This is a genomic window from Capnocytophaga sp. oral taxon 902 (assembly GCF_013394735.1).
Classification (GTDB): domain Bacteria; phylum Bacteroidota; class Bacteroidia; order Flavobacteriales; family Flavobacteriaceae; genus Capnocytophaga; species Capnocytophaga ochracea.
Map to the genome: position 1 here is coordinate 2692135 of NZ_CP058261.1, position 21859 is coordinate 2713993.

Below are 21859 nucleotides of genomic sequence, written 5' to 3' on the forward strand. Positions count from 1 at the left end.
AAATGGGAAGAGCATTTGAATTTAGAAAAGCCCGTAAATTTAAACGTTGGGCAGCAATGGCAAAAACATTTACCCGTTTAGGGAAAGACATCGTAATGGCAGTGAAAGAAGGAGGTCCTCACCCTCAGAGTAACTCGCGTTTGCGTGCCGTGATACAGAATGCCAAAGCCGCCAATATGCCTAAAGAAAATATTGAGCGTGCCATCAAAAAAGCAACTGAAAAAGATACTGCAAACTATAAAGAAGTTCTTTTTGAAGGCTATGCACCTCACGGTATTGCTGTACTCATAGAAACGGCAACCGACAATAACAACCGTACCGTAGCTAATATTCGCAGTTATTTTAACAAGTGTAATGGTACTTTAGGTACATCGGGGTCAGTGGAGTTTATGTTCGACCACACTTGTAACTTCCGTATTAATGGCAATGGGATAGACCCCGAAGAGTTGGAACTCGAAATGATAGACTTCGGGGCAGAAGAAGTGTTCGTAGACGAAGACGGTATCCTCATCTATGCGCCTTTTGAGAGCTTTGGAGCTATCCAAAAAGAGTTAGAAAGTCGTAACATAGAAATCTTATCGTCAGGCTTTGAGCGTATTCCACAAGTAACGAAAGAACTTACCCCTGAAGAACAAGCCGATGTGGAGAAACTTCTCGAGAAGATAGAGGAAGATGAGGACGTGCAACAGGTGTACCATACGATGAAAGAAGTGGAAGAATAATTAATGAGTTTATCCTTTACCCAAAAAGCTATGAACGAGGTAATGCAGAGTTTAACAGTGAGGGAAACTGTTCAATAAAAAGGTTAATCTTTATGAGAATAATATCAGGGAAGAATAAAGGAAAACAGCTTATAGCACCTAATAAATTGCCAGTTCGCCCTACTACCGATTTTGCGAAGGAAGCTCTTTTTAATATACTCAATAACTATTATTATTTTGAAGAACTTTCTGTACTCGACCTTTTTGCAGGAACAGGAAATATTAGCTATGAGTTTGCCAGTAGAGGTTGCCCCTCAGTATTATCAGTTGATAACCATAACGGTTGTGTGCAATTTATCAATAAAATAGCACGTGAATTAGTCTATCCTATTACAGCACTTAAAGCCGATGTATATGAATATTTAAAACGTACTACTCAGCAGTTTGATGTTATCTTTGCTGACCCTCCGTATGATTTCCCGATTGAAAAGTTTGTTACTATTGCCGATATTGTCTTCAATCAAAACTTACTTACTGAAAATGGAATGCTCATTATTGAACATTCGTCTAAAACAGATTTATCAGAACAGCCATTTTTCTCACAAGCGAAGAAATATGGAGGAAGTGTATTTAGTTTTTTTGAAAGAGAAGAACAAGATTAGAGTTTAAACTGCAACAAATATTTTTTAGTATCTTCGGAAATACGACGGCTTTCTCTTGCTTTTTGTATACTCTTATTTTGAACAAAGGGAGAAAGTGTTTTTGATTCTATATAAGGTATTGTTGTTTCATATTGTTTTGTTAAAGCAGTGGCAAAGTACCACGCTATCATCATATTTATGTAATATTCATCTGAGGTAATTTTTGCTACCCAGGTTAAGTATTCTTCCTTAAAAAGAGCATCTAAATAATTAGACAATAACAAGCCAATTCCGTAACGTACTGTATAGGTTTCTTTGCTTGTAATCCATTGTTTGATGTGTTTTAATGTCTCTTCGGGGTATTTCAAGAAGATTTTAGGAGCAAAGGTATCACACGTAGCCCAATTATCAATATAAGGGAGGAACCGCTCTGTATATTGCATTGCTTTATCAAAATCTTTTAGCTGTTCAATGATAAAACCGTGTAGATTATTCTCCTCATAATAATAATGAGGTAACTCTTCTAAGAAAGATATTGCCTCAGTGGGATAATGCTTTACTAATTCTTTAGCCAACGCTCGCATTGCAGGTGTTCTAACCCCTATAATACGGGATTTCTCCACAGTGGGAATCAAATTCGCTGTAAAATCTCTATAAGGAGAGTCTTCTAATGCCCATAACCGGTCTAAAATAATTTCTTTACTCATAATTTCTTTAAGGTGATTGTCAATCGTTAGGCATTAATCTCACATAACGGATATATCCTTTACCTTCAATTTTAGTGTTAAGGTTCTCGGTTTTAAATTCTACTTCAGCATCTTTAGCATAGTAATATTCATCTTCAACGGCAGTCTCAAAACGTATTTTGTAGCCCTTGTTCAGTTTACTATCATCAATTGTAAGTATTTTTACAGCGCGTTCTCCTCCGCTAATGGTAGCCCCCGTAATCCCATCAATTGTTTGGCGTTTGCCATAAAACTTCCACCATTGAGTAAGATCGTCGTACCATTCAGGATCATCTCCAAGGATTTGTAGTGTTTGCTCATATTTACCTTCGGGATTGATGAGTGAAACTACTATGTAGGCTCCTTCACCCTTGTAATTGGTGAGTTGTATGAGGCATTTGTATTTTTTAACAGTTGCTTGCTGTACAAATGAAAGAGTAAGCAAAGCAATTATTCCTACGGCTAATGTTATTAAAAAGTGCTTTTTTATCATCTTTATTACAAGTTTTAAAATACTATTATTTAGAATAAACTGATGCAAAGATAGGCAATAATTACTATCTGACAATTTATATACCCAACTTTTTTATTTTTCCCACTTTTCTTCGTACCTTTGCACCTGAAAAACTGATAATTTATGAACAGTTCCAAGCGCCAAAAACTACAACACCATAAGAAAATAGCTACGGGGCTCTTTGTTTTGATGCTCATCATTTATATGGCAATGGTGGTATGGCACAAAAAAGCTCCCGAACACACTTTTATAGGTTATATAAAGGCTTTTTCCGAAGCTGCTATGGTAGGAGCGCTTGCCGATTGGTTTGCAGTAACAGCACTCTTTCACAAACCATTAGGATTAAACATTCCACATACCAACCTCATTGAGGAAAGAAAGAATGACATCGGGGAGAATTTAGGCGATTTCGTCGTGGAGAACTTCCTTAAACCTAAACAGATACGTCCTTACATCACCGATATCAAAGTATCATCATTTATAGTTGAGTGGCTCTCGAAAGAAAGTACTCCTCACCAGATAGAAACTTTTGTAAGAAAAATACCTCTCAATGCAAAAGCGAGCGAAGTACTCACCACTTTTTTAGATGAGAATAAACATCAGAAATTCCTTCGGAAAGCTTTTGAAAAGGTAGCTATTTACCTCGCCGAACATCAAGAGCTGGTGCAACACGAAATTGACAGCCAATTTCCTCCTCTTGTTCCATCGTTTATTAAAGATACAATTACTCGGAAGGTAAGCAATGGGCTCTATCAGTTAGTTGTAAAAGCATCGGAAGATGAAACACATCCTATCAGGGCTGAAATTACAGCGCAATTGTATGAATTTGCCGAAAAACTCAATACTCCTGAGTGGGAACAACATCTTGCAAAGCTATTGCGCACCGCTACGGAGCGCCTCACCGATGAACTCCGCCAAAATGCCCAGCTGCAACACCAAATAGACGCTTGGGTACAGAAAACTGCCTATCAGTTTGTACTAAAAAATAAAGAAGAAGTGGGGAAACTCATCAGTCATACGGTGGAGAACTGGGAGGGACGCGAATTGAGCGAAAAACTTGAATTGGAAGTAGGTAAAGACCTTCAATTTATCCGTATCAATGGCACTTTGGTAGGCGGATCAGTCGGTTTGGCTATTTACGCCTTTACTCAGTTACTCTGAAAGAGATATTAGCCTATTTGCTAACTTTTCTAATTTGCTAATTTGCTAATTCTTCCCTACCTTTGCGCCCGAAAATGTTTCAACTATGGATTTTGAAATACTAAAAACAGACGAACATACTAAAGCACGTGCTGGGAAGATTACTACCAGCCACGGCGTGATTGAAACCCCCATTTTTATGCCTGTGGGAACGGTGGGAAGCGTGAAAGGAGTGCACCAACGCGAACTGAAAGACGATATTAATGCCGATATCATCTTGGGGAACACCTATCATCTTTATTTACGACCTCAAACACCCATTTTGGAAAAAGCAGGAGGCTTACATAAGTTTATTAATTGGAATAGAAACATACTTACCGATAGCGGTGGTTATCAAGTATATTCATTGGCTGCCAACCGAAAGATAAAAGAAGAAGGTGTAAAGTTCAAAAGCCATATCGATGGCTCTTTTCACGTTTTTTCACCCGAAAAAGTAATGGAAATAGAGCGCAGTATAGGTGCTGATATTATGATGGCTTTTGATGAATGCACGCCTTACCCTTGTGAATATGGTTATGCCAAACGTTCAATGCATCTCACGCATAGGTGGCTCGATAGATGCATTGCTCACCTCGAAAAAGTACCTCCTAAATACGGTTATCATCAAAGTTTATTCCCGATAGTACAAGGGTCAGTCTATAAAGACCTTCGTACACAGTCTGCCGAATATATTGCAAGCAAAAATGCCGACGGAAACGCTATCGGGGGGCTATCAGTAGGCGAACCCGTAGAACAAATGTATGAAATAACTGAACTTGTATGCGATATTCTCCCCAAAGACAAGCCCCGATACCTTATGGGAGTGGGCACACCCGCTAATATATTAGAAAATATTGCTTTGGGAGTGGATATGATGGATTGTGTAATGCCCACGCGCAATGCTCGCAACGGAATGCTCTTTACTGCAAAAGGAATTATCAATATTAAAAACAAAAAATGGGAAGATGATTTCTCGCCCATAGACCCTGATGGGCATACATACGTAGATACCTATTACACGAAAGCCTATTTACGTCATTTATTCGCTGCTAACGAGTTTTTGGGCAAACAAATCGCTTCAATTCACAATCTTGGTTTCTATTTATGGCTTGTGAGGGAAGCTCGCCGACAAATTGTAGCGGGTACTTTTCTTACGTGGAAGACAAAAATGGTTGCTGATATGTCAAATCGTTTATAAAAAAACAAAAAAAATGAAAATACTCGACTGGTACATCTTAAAACGCTATCTTCTTACCTTCTTTATGATGATAATTCTCTTTATTCCTATCGGAATTATCGTAGATTTATCTGAAAAAGTAGACAAGATGATACAAAAGGGCGCTCCGATGAACGAAATACTGTGGTATTACCTTAGTTTTATCGTTTATTTTGCCAATATATTGTTTCCCATCTTGCTATTCCTCTCTATCATCTGGTTTACATCAAAGTTAGCCAATAATACCGAGATAATCGCTATCCAGAGCTCAGGTGTATCGTATATGCGTTTTTTGCGTCCGTATATTGTGGGTGCGAGTATCATTTCGGTGATAGTGTTTTTTATGGGAATGTTTATTGTACCCGCTGCCAGCACTGTGTATAATGATTTTTGGAATAAGTATATACGTTCTTCGAAGGTGGAAAGCGTTTCAGACCTTTACAATCAGTTTTCTGACAACGATTATCTTTATGTAAGCTCGTTTAACTACCAAGACAAACGCGGGTATAATTTTTCAGTAGAACATTTTAATGGTATTAAGATGACGGAAAAGATAAATGCCGAAACGATTCAGTGGATAGACAGCACGAAAACCTATCGACTTACTAATTACTCCAAAAGAAAGATAGGGGAGGGCGACGATGTGATAGTGAAACACGACCAGTTAGACACGATATTCAATTTCAAACCCGATGACCTGATGCCAATGGAATATACAGCGGAAAATAAGAACTTGTTTGAGCTAAACAAGTTCATTGAACGCGAAAAGATGAAAGGTTCACCCAATTTAAATATGTATCTATTGGTAAAATACCGCCGTTGGGGTGCAATAAGTACTGCCTTTATCCTTACGCTTATCGGCGTGGCTGTTTCATCGGTGAAAAAGCGCGGAGGAATGGGAATCAACTTAATGGTGGGGGTAGTCGTAGGGTTTAGCTTTGTATTTTTCGACCGTGTGTTTGGAACCCTTGCTCAAACCTCAGGAGGCTTATCACCTTTGATGGCTGTCCTATTGCCTAATCTTATTTTCCTTACTTTAGCTATCTTGTTACTCCGTAAAGTAAGAAACTGATAGAGCATTTTAACCCTTTGTAACACAAAAAGAAAGTTTTGTAATTTGAAAATAAAAGAAAGCAAATTTAAAAGATAACAAAGTAATAAAATAACGAAACTAAGTAATAAGTAAAAAGCGTATTGTAATGCCAAAATAACCCACTGTAACTACAAACGTAAGTAATGTAACAGCTTATCATATTATTTTAAATTGATATGAGAAGTTTACAAAGAATGCTTTTCTACAAACAAAAACAATAATTTGTACAGTGTTATTTGGCAGGATTTTTGCGGTATAAAAATGAATGTAAATCATAATGATTTAACATTTTTCAACTAATTTATAGACCTTTTAAAATATGTAATATTATGAAGGAAAAGAGCACAGAATTAAAAACACTAGAAAACAGACGTTTGTTATTTACCAATTACAGCGAAATAGCCGAATTGAAAGCTCAGTTAGAGGAATATCAATACAATGAAGAGGCTATGAAAGTGGGTAAAGCGCTTTATGATAAAGCACAAGCTGCTTATAACGATAATTTGGCAAAAACAAGCCAAACGGTAGAGAAAAGAGCCTTGTTTGAAAAGGCTTATAAAGCGATGAGCGACAAATATAAAGAACATCGCAAGGTCGCAAAAGTAGCGTTAAAAGCATCTCCCGAAGCGCTGGTATCATTTGGGTTAAAAGGAACGATGTCACGCGATTATCTGGAAGGTTTAGCCACTACGAAAAAGCTTTACGAAGGCATTAAAGCCACTACTACCCAGCGAGCAGTGCTCGACAGGTTTAAACTTACCGAAGCCGTCGCCGATGAACAGCTTTCAGCCATTGCGAAAGTGGAAGAACTCCGTGCGCAATACGTGAAATTGCGCGGTATCGACCAACAAGCCACTCAGGATAAGAACAAAGCTTTTGAGGCAATGAACAAATGGGTGAAGGAATTTTACGAAGTAGCTAAGATAGCTCTTTCTGACCGTCCGCAACTACTTGAAAGCATTGGTAAACTCGTAAAGAGTTAGTTGTAATGCAATAATATAAACATTTTAGCACAGAAGCTCACCCGCCACCAAAGTTAAGAATTTGTTCTTTTTCTTGTTTATAAATTTTTATTAGATTTTAGGGTGTGGCTTCTGTGTATTTTTAAATTGCACAAAAGAATAATATTATGAAAACAGCTATAGAATTTAAAGAAACACAATTTTCTTATATATTACTGTCTATTTTAGCCCTTTTTATAGGGATTATAGCTTTTTCGGGCTATCAAAACAAAGGAGGTTGGGTAATAATTTTATTATTAGTGGCTATTTTAGTAGCTGTATTCTATAAACTCACTACTGTAATTGATGATTATGGTATTGTAGCTTCATTTGGTATCGGTTTTTTGAGTAGACGAATGAATTTTCAAGAAATGGACGTCTCTACTATTCAACTTATTGATGTTCCTTGGTATTATGGCATCGGAATACGGTATACTTCGGCAGGTATCATCTATAATACGAAACATAATAAGGCAATCAGGATAGTGTCTAAGGACAGAAAGAAAGTGTTTTTGGTAGGAACTGACCATTATGAGGAAATAAGGTCGATACTTCTGCAAAATAACAACTAAAAGCCTCGCTGAAAGGTATATAAATGGAATTAGTAAAAGCAAAAAAGCATTTAGGGCAACATTTCTTAAGAGATTTGAACATTGCACAGAAGATAGCTGATACATTATCGCTAAAAAACTATAAAAAAGTAGTAGAAATAGGAGCTGGAATGGGCGTACTTACTCAGTTTTTGCTCAAAAAAGACGTTGATGTGCACATAGTGGAAATCGATAAGGAATCGGTAGCTTATTTGGAGGCAAATTATCCTGCATTAAGAGGAAAAATAATTGCTGATGACTTTTTGAAATATGATGTAGCGGGTTATTTAGCCGAACCATTTGCCATTATAGGTAATTTTCCTTATAATATATCTACTCAAATCGTTTTTAAACTACTTGAACTGCGAGAATACGTTTCTGAGTTTAGCGGAATGTTTCAGAAAGAGGTTGCCGAACGTATATGCGAGCACGAAGGCAGTAAAACGTATGGAATTTTGTCAGTTTTAGTACAGGCTTTTTATGAAACGAGCTATTTATTCACAGTTTCGGAGAGTGTTTTTAATCCTCCGCCCAAAGTAAAGAGTGGTGTAATACGATTAGTACGCAAAACTGACTTCCATTTAGATTGTGATGAAGGATTATTCTTTACCGTAGTGAAAACGGCTTTCAATCAACGGCGAAAAACCCTTCGCAATAGTCTAAAATCACTACTTACAGATGAGAATTTAAAGCAAGACTCTATATTTGATAAACGTCCTGAGCAATTGCCTTGGCAAGAGTTTGTTTTTATTACTAAAAAAATCAGTAATCAAGTTTGATAGCTAACGATTTGACGTCTTAAAACTATGACAACTTTTAAAATAACAGATGAACTCATTGAGAAAATCCATAAACTCATTGAGGAAAAACAAAATAAAGAACTTACAACCCTCTTAAATGATTTACACTATGCCGATATAGCCGAAATCATTCACGAATTGGATATTGAAGAGGGGGTATACATCATTCGTTTAATTGATGCTGAGAAAACATCAGATGTACTCACAGAATTAGACGATGATTATCGTGAGAATATCTTAAAAAACCTTTCTGCAAAAGAAATTGCCGATGAAATCATCGAGTTAGACACCGATGATGCGGTGGATATTATCTCTGAACTGCCCGAGGATAGAAAAACAGAAGTTATTTCGCATATCACAGATGTAGAACACGCCAAAGACATCGTAGAATTACTTCGTTATGGCGAAGATACTGCGGGAGGACTAATGGCGAAGGAACTTGTAAAGGTAAATGAGAATTGGAATGTGCTAAAATGCGTAAAAGAAATGCGCGAACAGGCGGCTCACGTTACTCGTGTGCATTCTATTTATGTAGTAGATGATAATGATGTGCTTAAAGGACGACTTTCACTTAAAGATTTGCTTACTACTTCCACACGTTCAGAAGTGAAAGACATTTATATTCCAAAAGTAGACTATGTATACGTTACTGATACTGCCGAAGAGGTAGCTCACATAATGAGTAAGTATGACTTAGAGGCAATTCCCGTAGTTGATGAGATGAAACGTCTTGTGGGACGCATCACTATTGATGATGTGGTGGACGTGATAAAAGAAGAAGCTGAAAAAGACTATCAGTTGGCAGCAGGTATCACCAATGATGTGGAGGCAAGCGATAGTGTATGGAAACTTACCAAAGCGCGTTTGCCTTGGTTACTTATTGGAATGTTCGGAGGATTAGGTGCAGCGAGTATTATCAATGGTTTTCAGGATACGATGATGATTTACCCTATATTATTGATATTTATTCCGCTTATTCAAGCTACTGCAGGAAATGTGGGAGTACAATCATCAGCGATAATAGTACAAGGGTTGGCAAATAATTCTATCGACGGCGAACTTATCAAGCGGTTGTTCAAAGAATTTCTATTAGGACTCATCAACGGAGGAACTATTGCAGGAATAGTGATATTAGTAAGCCATTTTGCTTTTCAAGCTGAGTATTTGGTAAGTATTACGGTAGCCATAGCACTCATTACAGTGATTGTAAATGCTGCTGTGATAGGTACTTTTATCCCGATACTTCTCCATAAGCGCGGTATTGACCCAGCAGTTGCTACGGGTCCGTTTATCACTACCAGCAACGATGTTTTAGGTATCTTGATTTACTTTTTTATCGCTAAAATGATATTAGGGTTTTAAAACAACCTTCATTTGCTTTTCTGTATCCGCTTTTTGTTATTTTACAATACTTCCGCAACTACAAACGTGCTTCCACCCACAAAGATAAAGTCAGTGGTAAGCGCTTGTGCCTTAGCGACATTTAAGGCTTCTGCTACTGAAGAATATGCGTCCCCTTGGAGTCCTTTTGCAGTAGCAATTTCCTTTAATGTATCTACATTAAGTCCTCTTGCAATAGCAGGACTGCAAAAATAATAGGTAGCTTCTTTTGGGAAAAGCTCTAAAACACTATTTACATCTTTTTCTTTTACAAAACCTACTACAATATGAAGGTGTGTATAGGTTTGCTTTTTGAGTTGTTCCATCACATAAGTAAGTCCTCCCACATTATGTCCTGTATCACATACGATAGTAGGGTAGGAGCCAAGGGTTTGCCAACGACCTTTCAGGTTTGTATTGTGCACCACGTGTAAAAGTCCTTGTGCAATATTCTCCGGAGTAATATCCCACCCCTGGTGGATAAGCAATTCGGTAACGGCTATTACTCCTTTGATGTTTTTCTCTTGATAGGCACCTTGAAGGTCGGTTGTAAGAGAAGTTTCTATGTGATTGGCAAAAATAATAGGAGCATTCATTTCTTTAGCTTTTGCTGTGAAGACGGGAGCTGTCTCCTCTTGATATTCACTGATTACTACAGGCACATTTTGTTTGATAATACCAGCTTTTTCAAAAGCTATTTTAGGTAAAGTATCTCCTAAAATATCAGTATGGTCTTTAGAGATATTGGTAATAAGAGAAACTTCAGGGGTGATAATATTAGTGGAGTCAAAACGTCCTCCTAAACCTACTTCTATCACAGCGATATCTACTTTTTCATTTTCGAAATAGCTGAACGCCATTCCTACTGTCATTTCGAAGAATGAGAGGTGATATTCTTCCAAAAAGGGTCTGTTTTTAGCTATAAAACTTACCACATAGTCTTCGGGTATTTCCTTCCCATTAATTTTGATACGTTCGCGGAAGTCTTTGAGATGTGGAGAGGTGTACAATCCTACCTTATATCCTGCCTCTTGTAGGATAGATGCGAGCATACTGCTGGAAGAACCCTTTCCGTTAGTGCCTGCGATATGCAAACTTTTGAATTTTGTTTGAGGGTTTCCTAACACCGAAGTAAAGGCGAGGATATTATCTAATTTGTTGTTCAAAGCGGTTTTACCCTGTGTTTGAAACATTGGCAAGCGGCTGAACATCCACGAAAGTGTTTCTTGATAATTCAATGTTAAAGATATTTTTTAGTTGTTGTACAATCAAAAATGAGATAATCAGTTATACTATAACCATTATCTCATCCTTGTTAATTATTAATTACCAATTATTAATTGATTTCTTATTCTCCAAGTTTAAAGTTGATAACAATAAAACCTACTTGACGTGCAGGGGCATTATCATCTGCGTTCCAGCGGTGCATAGCAGCTGTTTTTCGAGCAGCTTCCAGCAAACACTGAGCAGAGTTAGTAGTTCCTTTCACACCAGCAGTAGCTTTTACTACTTTACCACTACGGTCTACTTCTATTTGTACTACTACGCGTCCTTCTTCATTACAATTTTGAGGTACTTTACCTTGTGAAGCAATAGTACGACCTTTAAGTCCCCAACCTTTGCCAGTGCCATTACCACCTCCTGAGCCATAATAAGAATTAGCGTACTGACTACCATCTATCTGTCCCTGATAACCAGGTTGGTTGCCATCTCCTTGTCCTGAGATACCACTACCACCTGCATTGGCAGCTCCCAATATATTTGATAACGCATCCGAAGTTTCCCGTGAAGGTTTAGGAGCGGGTTTGGGACTCTCTTTTGGAATGTCTTTTTTAGGTGTTTCTTTCTTTTTTTCTTTCTTTTTCGGTACTTCGGGTACAGAAACTTCTTCGTTGTTATCTTGAGCCAAAAGGTTTTCCTTTACTTCTTGTGAAGTACTCTGTTCTGGTTGTGTTTGAGGAGGCGTTTTAGTTTCTTCCTGCTTAGCAGCACTTGGCGGAGGAGTGCGTTCGCCCATTCCTACCAAATCGACTCCATAAATAACCTCTACACCTTTTTCGGGCGGTGGGTCTAAGTACTTCATTCCTGCAAAAAACAGTATGAAGATTACTAAACACATCACAACCGTAGTGAGTGCTAAGGATTTACGTTTATGTTCTGTATCGAATAAATTCATATACCTTTCTATTTTGGACGAACAGCCAAAATCACCTTAAATTGGTTTTGGTTTGCCACATCCATCACTGTTACCGCATTTTCAATAGGTACACTTTCCTCTACACGCAAAATGATAGTAGGATTTTCCACTCCCTTGAGCGCTGATTTGAGCTCTGTATCGAGATTATCTACTGAAATAGGTTTCTTGTCAAGAAAATAGTTTAAATCTTTATCAATGCTTACTGAAACGTTTTGTGTATTAGTACTTTTACCTTTAGCTTTAGGCAATAACAAATCGAGTGCATTGGGGCTGTTGGCAGTAATCATAAAGAATATTAACAACAGAAACACAATGTCCGTCATAGACGACATACTGAACTCAGGACTTACTTTATTTCTACCTTTTAATTTCATAATTAGATCAGAGTAGTTTTTTAAGACTATAGAGGTTCGTTTAACAAGTCTAAGAATTCAACAGCATTGGCTTCCATTAGGTGTACCACCTTATCAGTTTTTACTACTAAGTGGTTGTAGCCTACATAAGCAATAATTCCTACTATAAGCCCCGCTACGGTAGTTGCCATCGCGGTGTAGATACCACTTGCTAATGACCCCATCTCTGCCTGACCGCCTGCTGAAGCCATTTCGTGGAATGACATAATCATACCAACAACTGTACCTAAGAATCCAATCATAGGTCCTGCTCCTGCAATAGTAGCGAGAATAGCCGTATTCTTTTCAAGATTGTAGACCTCTAAAGTACCTGCATTTTCAATAGCTTTATTAATATCTTCAAGAGGTTTACCTATACGAGAAACCCCCTTTTCAATAAGGCGTGCTACAGGAGTATTGGATTGTACACAAAGCATTTTAGCAGCATCTAAGCGCCCAGCTGAGATACAATCACGTATTTTATACATAAAAGTTTTATCCATCTTAGAAGCTGCCTTAATAGCAAAAAGGCGTTCAAAATAGAGAAAAAGAGCTACAGCGAGCATCACAAATAAAATACTAATAATAATGATACTCCCCATACCACCATCTAGAATCAGTTCCATTATAGAAAGGGTTTTCTCTTGTACTGCGACGGGAGCAGTGTCAGTTGCAGTAGTCGCAACGTCTACAGAAGTTTGTAATCCTAACATATTATTTTTGTTTTTCTGTTTAAAAATATTGCAAAAGTAAGAAATAATTATCAATACACAATTATTAATTAATAATTAACAATTTATAAAATTATAAGTGCTTGATAGTCATTTGTTGTTTAAATGAATAATTAACAAAAAAAGCTACTCAGTATATTGAGTAGCTTTTGTGGACTCTACTGGATTCGAACCAGTGACCCTCTGCTTGTAAGGCAGATGCTCTGAACCAGCTGAGCTAAGAATCCCTTTTAATTATGAAAACAACAATAAAATCCGAGTTTTGGTGGGTCCTACTGGATTCGAACCAGTGACCCTCTGCTTGTAAGGCAGATGCTCTGAACCAGCTGAGCTAAGAACCCAAAAATTACAATGATAAAAATTTTTTAATTTTAACCTAAGTGGGTCCTACTGGATTCGAACCAGTGACCCTCTGCTTGTAAGGCAGATGCTCTGAACCAGCTGAGCTAAGAACCCTTACGTTTAATTCGGGTGCAAAGGTACTACTTTTTTTTAACTCTCCAAATTTTTTGGTAAAAAAAGTAGAAAAAGATTACAATGTAGTAAGTATTACCTCTTCAACTCCTTTATGAAATGTATGTCCAGAGGTTCTTATAGCGTTGTAACTGATAGAGTGTGTGGACTATGCGTTGGTTTGGGGGCAACTCTAAATTAGGGTCGGCTTTCAGTAGATCGATAGCCTGAAAGCGCGCTGCTTTTAGTATATCTTGGTCTTTTACAAGGTCGGCTATTTTTAGAGCGAGCACTCCACTTTGTTGTGTACCCATTAGGTCACCAGGCCCACGCAATTTTAGGTCTACTTCAGCGATTTCAAAACCGTCGTTGGTGCGCACCATCGTTTCCATACGTGTACGAGTATCGTTACTCATTTTGTTGCCTGTGAGTAATATACAATAACTCTGTTCACTGCCACGCCCTACACGCCCGCGTAGCTGGTGTAGTTGTGAGAGTCCAAAGCGCTCGGCACTCTCAATTACCATTACGGAGGCATTGGGAACATTTACTCCTACTTCTATCACGGTAGTAGCCACCATTATTTGTGTTTCATTACGTAGGAATCGCTCCATTTCAGCATCTTTTTCAGCTGGTTTGAGTCTACCGTGTACCATAGAAACCTTATATTTTGGCAAAGGGAAGCTTGCTGTGATATAATCATAGCCTTCGGTAAGGTTCTTAAAATCTAACGCTTCCGATTCTTCTATAAGTGGATATACTACATAAGCTTGTCGTCCTTTATCTATCTCTTTTTTAATAAATTCATAAGTCTCTGCACGATGGTTTTCAAACTGATGTAGAGTTTTAATAGGCTTACGCCCAGGGGGGAGTTCATCTATTATCGAAACATCTAAATCACCATATACACTCATCGCTAAAGTGCGCGGGATAGGGGTGGCGGTCATTACTAAGATATGAGGTGGAATAGTGTTTTTATGCCATAACTTCGAGCGCTGTTCTACCCCAAATCGGTGTTGCTCATCGATAATGGCGAGTCCTAAGTTTCTGAACTGTACTTTGTTTTCCAAAAGAGCGTGAGTGCCTATAAGGATAGAAAGCTCTCCAGACTGTAATTGTTCGTCTAACATTTTGCGTTCTTTAGTTTTAGACGAACCTGTGAGCAGTGCTACAGTTACTCCTGTTTCTTTTAGTAGTTCACTAATGTTTTGGTAATGCTGATTGGCGAGAATTTCGGTAGGTGCCATCAAGCAGGCCTGACAACCATTATCTATTGCTAAAAGCATCGTCATTAGGGCTACGATGGTTTTACCAGAGCCTACATCGCCTTGCAACAAGCGGTTCATTTGGGCATTTGAGCCCACATCGGCGCGTATCTCTTTCAATACTCGTTTTTGGGCATTGGTAAGCGGAAAAGGCAAATGATGGTTATAGAAGTTCATAAAAGCATCGCCTACCTTCTTGAAAGGTTGTCCTTGGAACTTCTGTTTGTGCAGAAGATTCTTGCGTACCAACTGCACTTGTATGTAGAAAAGCTCTTCAAATTTGAGCCGTACAGAGGCTTTAGTAAGCAAAGTTTGATTTGTAGGAAAGTGGATATTGCGCATTGCCTCTTGCTTGGAGATGAGGTTCATAGAAGCGAGTATGTTATCTGGTAAATTCTCGACAAAGCTATTGCCTATTTCTTCAAAAACTGTTTGTACTAATTGGCGCATCACTCTATTGGTAATGTTGCGTTTAGCTAATTTTTCGGTAGAGGGATATACGGGCTGAATACTGCTGTGTCCTGCCTTCTTGAATTCGCTGAGCAAGTCCATTTCGGGGTGAGGCATAGAGAAAGTACCTCCAAAGAAATTCAGTTTGCCAAAAATCACATAAGGTTCGTTGATTTTTAGGGATTCACGCAACCATTTGAGTCCTTTGAACCACACGAGCTCCATAGCGCCCGTATCGTCTACAAAGGTAGCAACAAGACGAGTACCTTTTTGGTGAGCCGACTCTACTGTGCGTAAGGTTACTATCTTGCCTACGAGTTGCACCTCGGTATTATTGTTCTGCAATTCGTTGATTTTGTAAAACTTGGTACGGTCGATATACCTGTTAGGGAACAAGTTTAGCAAATCTTGATACTCATAGATACCGAGCTCTGTTTTCAGGAGTTCAGCCCGCTGATTGCCCACGCCACGCAGATAGTTGATGGGAGTATGTAGGATATTCTCTGGAATCATAAGAGCAAAAGTAATAAAAAAATACAAACATCAAGCTCACGTTATTTAATTCTTGTTTATAAAAACTACCTCAAATATCTTACTCCAATTCTTACCCGTGATGAAGAAAGTATTACGCCTAGCGTGATAAGCAATGCCATTAAGAACATCTAAATCAGGAGTTTGTTCTACTTTTTCTTTTAATCCTCGTACATCTACAACGCCTTCTATAGCACCATTATTGGGGTTGATAATCATAATACCATCTTTTAGATAAGTATTAGCATATATTTTCCCGTCTACAAATTCTAATTCGTTAGCATTGGTAAAAATAGATTTATTAGTACATAGTTGTAAACTGTCTACTTCTTCAAAAGTGTTAGGATTGAGTATCCAAATCTTTTCTGAACCATCACTTTTGTAAAGTTTATCACTACCGTTATGACAGAGTCCCCAACCTTCTTTACTTTTATTGTAAGAGAATGTTTTTAACAATTTTAGCTGAGTATCATATACGAATCCTATATTTTCTCTCCAAGTGAGTTGGATAATTTTATCTCTAAAAACGGTAGCTCCTTCACCAAAATACATTGCTTGTAAAGGTACATTTTTGTACATTTCGCCCGTAAAAGGATTCCATTTGCGTATGGAAGATTCTCGGTATTGCCCTGTGCTTTCTACTAAAGTATCACCTATAAATTCTAAACCTTGAGTATAAGCCTGTTTGTCGTGGGGATATTCATTTAGTATTTTATAAGTATACAATTTAGGAGCTTGTCCTGCTAAAAGTAAAATTTCTTTTCGTACTTTATAAACTTCTCCTTTATCAGTATATACAGTTACTTCTAAAGGCTGTTTACCTAACATTAGGTTTTCAAGTACTATGTTCTCATTAGTAACAACAAGCTCTTGGTGATGAAACTGATAACTAATCTTTACTATTTTACCTTCAAACTTAGGATTCACAACTTTTATCTGTAAAGTTTCTCCTATGTGGTATTCCTTCTTTTTAGGATACAGTTCTATATTGAAAGCGTCTTGCTTAGGTGGATTTGCATTTTTGCAAGCTCCTATTAATAAGAAACTTAATATGCAAATTAACTGTTGTAATTTCATTCTATCGTTTACTTTGAAAAATATAAGTAATAGTTCCTGTTTGCTCTTTTTTGCCTGTTACAGCATTAAATCTGGCTCTGCTAGCATATAGTAATGAGTTTTCTATAAGGCAATCATCATTGGTAGTTGAATTCATTTTGTCAAGAGTTGTTCTAATAACTCTTCCTGCTTCATCAACTGTAATAATAATCACTACTTGCCCTTCCTTTTCACAAGTAAATACAGGGTTAGGTATATTTCCTGTCCTGCCAGATAAGGCATATTTTACTAAAGTATTCTTATTTACTTTATTATCAGATGAAATTTTAGTCGTTTTTTGAAGAGTATTATCGTCCGATATTACTAAGTTGGACGACATTTTATTATTACTCACCAATTCTTCTTTAGCGCTTTCCATCTCTTGAGAAGCACGCTCTGCCATTATTTCGTCTAAAGTTTTAAAATTCTCAGTATGACGTAAGTCAGCATCGGCTTGATTATAGGCATTAGTAGTCAGTTTTGTATTCATAGCTTGAGAAAGATCAGGCGCTTCAGTTTGTTCCTCTAATTTTGGAGGTTCATAAGGTAAATCATCTGGAGTGAGTGCCATTTCAATCATTATTTCTTTCTCTCTACTGCTAAGTTGTATCACCATAAGGGTTACTATCGTACCGAAAAGTATCAGTAAAGTAAGTATAATTGCCTTATCAGTATTTGAAAACATCGATAGAAAGTAGCGAAACTCATATTTGATTCCTGAGGTCTTTTTCTTCTTTTTTCGAGGAAAAATAGCTTCTATATTAAGGTCGGAAGTGTGTTGTTGTTTTTGTTGTTTATTAAGGCGTTCTCGCTCTCGCTCTTCATACACTTCATTAATAGACTTTTTCCTATTGTTTTGTGTGTTCAAAGTAGATTCTTTTCGAGCGAAATGGTCATTAAGAGTTGTTTTATTCTTATCGATAAATCGCTCGAATACAGTAGTGAGAATAATAGGTTTTGTTTGCATTTTTGGAATATGTATGTTTATAAATTCATCAGGCGTTAAGGCATCATTTACCGAAAAATCACCTATCTTAGTACGTCGCAATGCAGATAGATAGCCACCAGACCCTAAGGCTTTACCAAAGTCATTTGCCAAGGAGCGTATGTAGGTGCCTTTGCTACATACCACCTCAAAGTGCAACTTAGGAAACTGACTTGCATCTATATCGAAACTGTAAATATAGATAGTGCGCTGAGGAACTTCTATTTCTTTGCCGTCGCGGGCAAATTCGTAGAGCCGTTTGCCTTCTTTCTTGATAGCCGAAAATACAGGAGGCGTTTGCGTGAGCTCCCCTATAAACTGCATTCGCACTTGTTCTATCAGTTCAGGAGTGATATGGTCAGTAGGGTAGTAGGCATCTATTTCGGTTTCCTTATCGTAGGAAAGAGTCGTAGCCCCTACGGTGATAGTACCTGTATAAGTTTTTACAGCGTCTTGTATTTCGGTAATCTTCTTAGTAAATTTGCCCGTACAAATCACCAATAAACCAGAGGCAAGCGGGTCTAATGTTCCTGCGTGCCCTATCTTTATCTTCTTGAGCTTATAGTGTTTGAGTATTGCCCATTTGATTTTGTTCACCGCTTGAAACGACGACCATTGCAAGGGCTTATCGATAAGCAAGATACGACCCTCTGTAAGTTCTTCTGGAGTTATCATACTATTCACTTTTCACTTCCGTAGTATTTTTCCCCTATTCGTATTTTTTCTCTTCCGTTGGCTACTCGCCATTTGTTAGCATCGCGCAACGAGAAAGCACAACCGCAGTACTCTTGTTGATAGAACTTCTCGTTTTTGCAGATTTCCATATTACAGGCAGCACCTCCGTTTTTGCGCCAATTGTAGTCCCAATAGGTAAGTCCCTCGTACTTACTGGCAGCATTTTTGCCTGCTTCATTCACTTGGTTGAGGTCTTTCCAACGAGAGATGCCCAGTGAGGTTGCAATGGTATCAAAGCCGTTTTCGTAAGCATATAAAGCCGTACGCTCCATACGCATATCAAAGCACATTGCACAACGGCTACCGCGTTCGGGTTCAAATTCCATACCTTTAGCACGCGTATACCAGTTATCGGTGTCGTATTCGGCATCTACAATAGGTACGCCAGACTTTTCGGCAAAGCGTATATTTTCCTCTTTGCGAATTTCGTATTCTTTTTGAGGGTGAATATTAGGGTTGTAAAAAAATATAGTAAACTCTATCCCCGACCCCTGAATAGATAGTATAATAGAGCCCGAGCAAGGCGCACAACAAGTGTGCAACAAGAGCTTTTTGCCATTATTGGGCAATACGAGATTCTTGTGGACTAATTCCATAGTATTTTTATTGTTTCCTTATCAGAGGGCAAAAATACAAAGAAATAGTAATATATCAAGACTCTGGTGGGTACATTTGTTTGAGAGCGTTCACATATACCTCTGCACCTTTGCGTTTAAAGCCTTCATTTTCATAGAGCTTAATAGCTACTTCGTTAGTAGGTGAGGTAAAGAGCAATATTTCTCCCAAACCCAATTCTTTGCCTTTGGCAATAAGAAGTTGAATGAGCTGAGTGCCTATTTTTTTACCACGTGCCATCTCGTCTACCACCACATCTTCTATCCAACCTTTATAGCCCGAAATCACTCTGTAGATAGCCATAGAAGCCATTCCGTGTAGGCGACCGTCTTCTATATAACCTACTACATAAGGCGCTTTAGTTTTGTCTTGAAAAAGGTCAGATAGTCGTTGTTGGTAGCGCCTGCTCAACAGTGAAAAAAGTCTGTGGGCGTCATCTTCAATGGTTGGTGTAATGTTGCTTTTATTTAAAAATGTAATCATATTATTTAGTTGTTAGTCATTAGTTTACTAGTTCTTAATCACCATATTCTGACAAAGTTTTAAACTTGTACAAAGTTGATATACCTATTACTTCTCACACTTGTCATTTCTCTTGCTCCTTTTCATTACTACTCATTTACTACTTATCATTAACCATTAATCATTAATTTCATCTTCTGTTGTAATTCCTCAGCTTTTTCACCTGCTATTTTGGCATAGTCTTCGCCCTTAGAAGCGTAGATAATCCCTCTTGACGAGTTGATAAGCAGTCCGTAGTGGTCGTTCAAACCATACTTACATACCTCTTCCAAGCTACCTCCTTGTGCCCCTACTCCTGGTACTAACAAGAAATGTTCAGGTATAATTTTGCGTATTTCCTTTAAGTATTCCGCCTTGGTCGCACCTACTACGTACATCAAGTTTTGACTGTTTTGCCAAGTGAGTGAGGTGCGTAATACCCTTTTGTACAGCTCTTCATCGTTGAGTTTTTGCGTTTGGAAGTCGAAAGCTCCTTCATTAGAAGTTAGTGCTAAGAGAATGGTGTGTTTGTTCTCAAAAGCTAAAAAAGGCTCTACCGAATCCCTTCCCATATAAGGGGCTACTGTCACGCTATCGAATTGCATATCTTCAAAGAAAGCTTTGGCATACATACTTGAAGTGTTGCCTATATCCCGCGTTTGGCATCAGCAATAGTGAAAATCTCAGGGTGGTGACGGTTCAGGTAGTCAATCGTCTTTTTTAAGGCGTACCAACCTTTTTCGCCGTGTGCTTCGTAGAAAGCTGTATTGGGTTTGTAGGCTACCGCAAATGAGTGAGTAGCCTCTATAATCGCCTTGTTGAACGCGAACAGCGGGTCTTCCTCTTCAAGCAAGTGAGGAGGAATTTTAGTCATATCGGTATCCAAGCCCACACATAACAGCGATTGTTTAGCTTCGATTTGCTGTATGAGTTGCTTAGTAGTCATTTTCTTCTATACGGGCGATTTCTCGTTCGTAGAAAGCGATAGCTTCTTCTATAAGGTTCTCGCTTTCAGCCTCTAACTCTTTGGTGTCTTCTTCGTCGAACTCTTCGAGCCATTCTACTTCATCGTTGTCTAAGTTCAGCACGAAGCGCGGATACTCTAAATGCACCACGAACATAGCGTCGGGCATATCGGTGTTGTCACCTAAAATAAATTTTGGGAAGTTACTCATTTCAATTCTTTTATTAGTTCAATAGCTTTAGCTACCCCTGTTGAAGCAACGTCTTTAATTACAGTGATTTTATCTTTACTACTGATGCTTGGACGTGGGTCTATATAATATATAGGTGTATCTTTCTTGGCACAGTTCATCAATCCAGCAGCGGGGTACACTTGTAATGAAGTACCTACAATAACCACTATATCGGCAGTTTCTACCTCTTCGGCAGCCTTTACAATCATTGGTACATCTTCGCCAAACCACACGATGTGAGGTCGTAATTGTGCTCCACTGGGGCTCAGGTCGCCCACTTTAATGTCGTCAGTACAGTCGTAGAGTGTATAGGGGTCATCTACTCCCCTCATTTTTAGCAGTTCGCCGTGTAAGTGAATAATGTGATGGCTACCCGCACGTTCGTGCAAGTCATCTACATTTTGAGTGATGATCACTACGTCGTACTCTTTTTCCAACTCGGCTAATAATAAGTGAGCGGGATTAGGTTGCACATTTTTCACCTGTTTGCGTAAGCCGTTGTAGAAGTTCAATACAAGTTCAGGGTCTTTCTCAAAACCATAAGGTGTTGCCACTTGTTCTATATCGTGACCTTCCCACAAACCATCGGCATCTCGGAAAGTTTTCACACCACTTTCAGCGCTAATCCCTGCCCCCGTGAGGACTACTATTTTCTTCTTTTTCATATTGGTAATGTTAGTTATAGTCTTGTCAGAGAATTAATTTGCGCTTTCGTGCGCTTTGCACCTTGCTAAAGTTTCTAATAGCCCGTCGTGCTACGACTTGCCTGTTGTGCTACGACTTTTAGCAAAGTAGAAGTCTACTAATTTCCTACTTCTTATCTCTACTTTAGCATCAACTTAACTTCACTTTTCCTTCGTTCATTGTTCGTCT

22 protein-coding genes, 3 tRNA genes and 1 pseudogene are annotated in these 21859 nt (G+C 38.3%); 9 read left to right on the forward strand and 17 right to left on the reverse strand.

Annotation, left to right across the window (positions count from 1 at the left end; translation table 11 throughout):
* The first annotated feature begins 2 nt into the window (after window positions 1-2).
* Together HW278_RS11560 and HW278_RS11565 are read left to right on the forward strand one after the other, a co-directional pair.
* The gene (locus tag HW278_RS11560) at window positions 3-722 is read left to right on the forward strand and encodes a YebC/PmpR family DNA-binding transcriptional regulator (RefSeq protein ID WP_178977906.1); all 720 of its coding nucleotides are present in this window, start codon (window positions 3-5) and stop codon (window positions 720-722) included.
* A gap of 92 nt (window positions 723-814) precedes the next feature.
* On the forward strand, window positions 815-1363 hold the full coding sequence (locus tag HW278_RS11565; RefSeq protein ID WP_009422191.1) for an RsmD family RNA methyltransferase: 549 nt from the start codon (window positions 815-817) through the stop codon (window positions 1361-1363).
* On the opposite strand, the gene HW278_RS11570 is transcribed toward HW278_RS11565, so the two are convergent.
* Together HW278_RS11570 and HW278_RS11575 are read right to left on the reverse strand one after the other, a co-directional pair.
* Window positions 1360-2049, reverse strand: a complete 690-nt coding sequence (locus HW278_RS11570) for a DNA alkylation repair protein (RefSeq protein ID WP_178977907.1) — start codon at window positions 2047-2049, stop codon at window positions 1360-1362. The genes HW278_RS11565 and HW278_RS11570 overlap by 4 nt on opposite strands.
* Window positions 2050-2068: 19 nt before the next feature.
* Window positions 2069-2560: a DUF2271 domain-containing protein gene (locus tag HW278_RS11575; RefSeq protein WP_048747467.1), complete on the reverse strand. Its 492-nt coding sequence runs from the start codon at window positions 2558-2560 to the stop codon at window positions 2069-2071.
* A gap of 144 nt (window positions 2561-2704) precedes the next feature.
* On the opposite strand from HW278_RS11575, the gene HW278_RS11580 reads away from it, so the two are divergent.
* The 7 genes from HW278_RS11580 to mgtE all read left to right on the forward strand — a co-directional run bounded on the left by HW278_RS11580 (window position 2705) and on the right by mgtE (window position 9822).
* Complete coding sequence (locus HW278_RS11580) at window positions 2705-3742, forward strand: DUF445 domain-containing protein (RefSeq protein ID WP_178977908.1); 1038 nt, start codon at window positions 2705-2707, stop codon at window positions 3740-3742.
* Window positions 3743-3827: 85 nt separating this feature from the next.
* Entirely contained in the window at window positions 3828-4958 is a 1131-nt protein-coding gene (tgt, locus tag HW278_RS11585) for a tRNA guanosine(34) transglycosylase Tgt (RefSeq protein ID WP_178977909.1), read from the forward strand.
* A gap of 13 nt (window positions 4959-4971) precedes the next feature.
* Window positions 4972-6048, forward strand: coding sequence for an LptF/LptG family permease (locus tag HW278_RS11590; protein ID WP_178977910.1), 1077 nt, complete (start codon window positions 4972-4974; stop codon window positions 6046-6048).
* 350 nt (window positions 6049-6398) lie between these two features.
* Window positions 6399-7052, forward strand: coding sequence for a hypothetical protein (locus HW278_RS11595; protein ID WP_178977911.1), 654 nt, complete (start codon window positions 6399-6401; stop codon window positions 7050-7052).
* A 146-nt stretch (window positions 7053-7198) separates the two neighbouring features.
* Window positions 7199-7642 (forward strand): hypothetical protein, encoded by a 444-nt coding sequence (locus tag HW278_RS11600; protein ID WP_178977912.1) that lies wholly within the window; start codon window positions 7199-7201, stop codon window positions 7640-7642.
* A gap of 23 nt (window positions 7643-7665) precedes the next feature.
* Complete coding sequence (rsmA, locus tag HW278_RS11605) at window positions 7666-8439, forward strand: 16S rRNA (adenine(1518)-N(6)/adenine(1519)-N(6))-dimethyltransferase RsmA (RefSeq protein ID WP_178977913.1); 774 nt, start codon at window positions 7666-7668, stop codon at window positions 8437-8439.
* A gap of 27 nt (window positions 8440-8466) precedes the next feature.
* Window positions 8467-9822 carry a magnesium transporter gene (gene mgtE, locus HW278_RS11610; RefSeq protein ID WP_016479534.1) on the forward strand — a complete coding sequence of 452 codons (1356 nt, stop codon included), beginning with the start codon at window positions 8467-8469 and terminating at the stop codon, window positions 9820-9822.
* A gap of 41 nt (window positions 9823-9863) precedes the next feature.
* On the opposite strand, the gene HW278_RS11615 is transcribed toward mgtE, so the two are convergent.
* From HW278_RS11615 to HW278_RS11685, 15 genes and pseudogenes are all read right to left on the reverse strand, one after another.
* Complete coding sequence (locus tag HW278_RS11615) at window positions 9864-11078, reverse strand: bifunctional folylpolyglutamate synthase/dihydrofolate synthase (RefSeq protein WP_178977914.1); 1215 nt, start codon at window positions 11076-11078, stop codon at window positions 9864-9866.
* Window positions 11079-11188: 110 nt separating this feature from the next.
* Window positions 11189-12016 carry an energy transducer TonB gene (locus tag HW278_RS11620; RefSeq protein WP_178977915.1) on the reverse strand — a complete coding sequence of 276 codons (828 nt, stop codon included), beginning with the start codon at window positions 12014-12016 and terminating at the stop codon, window positions 11189-11191.
* 8 nt (window positions 12017-12024) lie between these two features.
* Window positions 12025-12411: an ExbD/TolR family protein gene (locus HW278_RS11625; protein ID WP_002672086.1), complete on the reverse strand. Its 387-nt coding sequence runs from the start codon at window positions 12409-12411 to the stop codon at window positions 12025-12027.
* Window positions 12412-12437: 26 nt separating this feature from the next.
* Window positions 12438-13142: a MotA/TolQ/ExbB proton channel family protein gene (locus HW278_RS11630; RefSeq protein ID WP_002672085.1), complete on the reverse strand. Its 705-nt coding sequence runs from the start codon at window positions 13140-13142 to the stop codon at window positions 12438-12440.
* 170 nt (window positions 13143-13312) lie between these two features.
* Window positions 13313-13387, reverse strand: a tRNA-Val gene (locus HW278_RS11635).
* Window positions 13388-13423: 36 nt separating this feature from the next.
* A tRNA-Val gene (locus HW278_RS11640) sits at window positions 13424-13501 on the reverse strand.
* Between the two features lie 40 nt (window positions 13502-13541).
* Window positions 13542-13616, reverse strand: a tRNA-Val gene (locus HW278_RS11645).
* Window positions 13617-13726: 110 nt separating this feature from the next.
* On the reverse strand, window positions 13727-15841 hold the full coding sequence (recG, locus tag HW278_RS11650; RefSeq protein WP_178977916.1) for an ATP-dependent DNA helicase RecG: 2115 nt from the start codon (window positions 15839-15841) through the stop codon (window positions 13727-13729).
* Between the two features lie 45 nt (window positions 15842-15886).
* A complete protein-coding gene (locus HW278_RS11655; RefSeq protein ID WP_009419705.1) occupies window positions 15887-16936 on the reverse strand; it encodes a glutaminyl-peptide cyclotransferase in 1050 nt (349 codons plus the stop codon).
* Window position 16937: 1 nt separating this feature from the next.
* Window positions 16938-18614 carry a tRNA pseudouridine(55) synthase TruB gene (truB, locus tag HW278_RS11660; protein WP_178977917.1) on the reverse strand — a complete coding sequence of 559 codons (1677 nt, stop codon included), beginning with the start codon at window positions 18612-18614 and terminating at the stop codon, window positions 16938-16940.
* 5 nt (window positions 18615-18619) lie between these two features.
* Complete coding sequence (locus HW278_RS11665; RefSeq protein WP_178977918.1) at window positions 18620-19270, reverse strand: epoxyqueuosine reductase QueH; 651 nt, start codon at window positions 19268-19270, stop codon at window positions 18620-18622.
* Between the two features lie 55 nt (window positions 19271-19325).
* Window positions 19326-19772 carry a GNAT family N-acetyltransferase gene (locus HW278_RS11670; RefSeq protein WP_178977919.1) on the reverse strand — a complete coding sequence of 149 codons (447 nt, stop codon included), beginning with the start codon at window positions 19770-19772 and terminating at the stop codon, window positions 19326-19328.
* Between the two features lie 149 nt (window positions 19773-19921).
* Window positions 19922-20736, reverse strand: a pseudogene (pyrF, locus tag HW278_RS11675) (orotidine-5'-phosphate decarboxylase).
* Window positions 20726-20965 (reverse strand): hypothetical protein, encoded by a 240-nt coding sequence (locus HW278_RS11680; protein WP_002672069.1) that lies wholly within the window; start codon window positions 20963-20965, stop codon window positions 20726-20728. Before HW278_RS11680 ends, pyrF begins: the two are co-directional and overlap by 11 nt.
* Window positions 20962-21651, reverse strand: a complete 690-nt coding sequence (locus HW278_RS11685; protein WP_009419710.1) for an SIR2 family NAD-dependent protein deacylase — start codon at window positions 21649-21651, stop codon at window positions 20962-20964. Before HW278_RS11685 ends, HW278_RS11680 begins: the two co-directional genes overlap by 4 nt.
* Window positions 21652-21859: the final 208 nt, after the last annotated feature.

Coding starts and splice junctions, on each gene's coding strand:
- HW278_RS11625 (WP_002672086.1), bottom strand. CDS start 12,411: ATGAAATTAAAAGGTAGAAATAAAGTAAGTCCTGAGTTCAGTATGTCG.
- HW278_RS11575 (WP_048747467.1), bottom strand. CDS start 2,560: ATGATAAAAAAGCACTTTTTAATAACATTAGCCGTAGGAATAATTGCT.
- HW278_RS11620 (WP_178977915.1), bottom strand. CDS start 12,016: ATGAATTTATTCGATACAGAACATAAACGTAAATCCTTAGCACTCACT.
- mgtE (WP_016479534.1), top strand. CDS start 8,467: ATGACAACTTTTAAAATAACAGATGAACTCATTGAGAAAATCCATAAA.
- HW278_RS11595 (WP_178977911.1), top strand. CDS start 6,399: ATGAAGGAAAAGAGCACAGAATTAAAAACACTAGAAAACAGACGTTTG.
- HW278_RS11630 (WP_002672085.1), bottom strand. CDS start 13,142: ATGTTAGGATTACAAACTTCTGTAGACGTTGCGACTACTGCAACTGAC.
- HW278_RS11655 (WP_009419705.1), bottom strand. CDS start 16,936: ATGAAATTACAACAGTTAATTTGCATATTAAGTTTCTTATTAATAGGA.
- HW278_RS11665 (WP_178977918.1), bottom strand. CDS start 19,270: ATGGAATTAGTCCACAAGAATCTCGTATTGCCCAATAATGGCAAAAAG.
- tgt (WP_178977909.1), top strand. CDS start 3,828: ATGGATTTTGAAATACTAAAAACAGACGAACATACTAAAGCACGTGCT.
- recG (WP_178977916.1), bottom strand. CDS start 15,841: ATGATTCCAGAGAATATCCTACATACTCCCATCAACTATCTGCGTGGC.
- HW278_RS11685 (WP_009419710.1), bottom strand. CDS start 21,651: ATGAAAAAGAAGAAAATAGTAGTCCTCACGGGGGCAGGGATTAGCGCT.
- HW278_RS11600 (WP_178977912.1), top strand. CDS start 7,199: ATGAAAACAGCTATAGAATTTAAAGAAACACAATTTTCTTATATATTA.
- HW278_RS11570 (WP_178977907.1), bottom strand. CDS start 2,049: ATGAGTAAAGAAATTATTTTAGACCGGTTATGGGCATTAGAAGACTCT.
- HW278_RS11680 (WP_002672069.1), bottom strand. CDS start 20,965: ATGAGTAACTTCCCAAAATTTATTTTAGGTGACAACACCGATATGCCC.
- HW278_RS11580 (WP_178977908.1), top strand. CDS start 2,705: ATGAACAGTTCCAAGCGCCAAAAACTACAACACCATAAGAAAATAGCT.
- truB (WP_178977917.1), bottom strand. CDS start 18,614: ATGATAACTCCAGAAGAACTTACAGAGGGTCGTATCTTGCTTATCGAT.
- HW278_RS11590 (WP_178977910.1), top strand. CDS start 4,972: ATGAAAATACTCGACTGGTACATCTTAAAACGCTATCTTCTTACCTTC.
- rsmA (WP_178977913.1), top strand. CDS start 7,666: ATGGAATTAGTAAAAGCAAAAAAGCATTTAGGGCAACATTTCTTAAGA.
- HW278_RS11670 (WP_178977919.1), bottom strand. CDS start 19,772: ATGATTACATTTTTAAATAAAAGCAACATTACACCAACCATTGAAGAT.
- HW278_RS11560 (WP_178977906.1), top strand. CDS start 3: ATGGGAAGAGCATTTGAATTTAGAAAAGCCCGTAAATTTAAACGTTGG.
- HW278_RS11565 (WP_009422191.1), top strand. CDS start 815: ATGAGAATAATATCAGGGAAGAATAAAGGAAAACAGCTTATAGCACCT.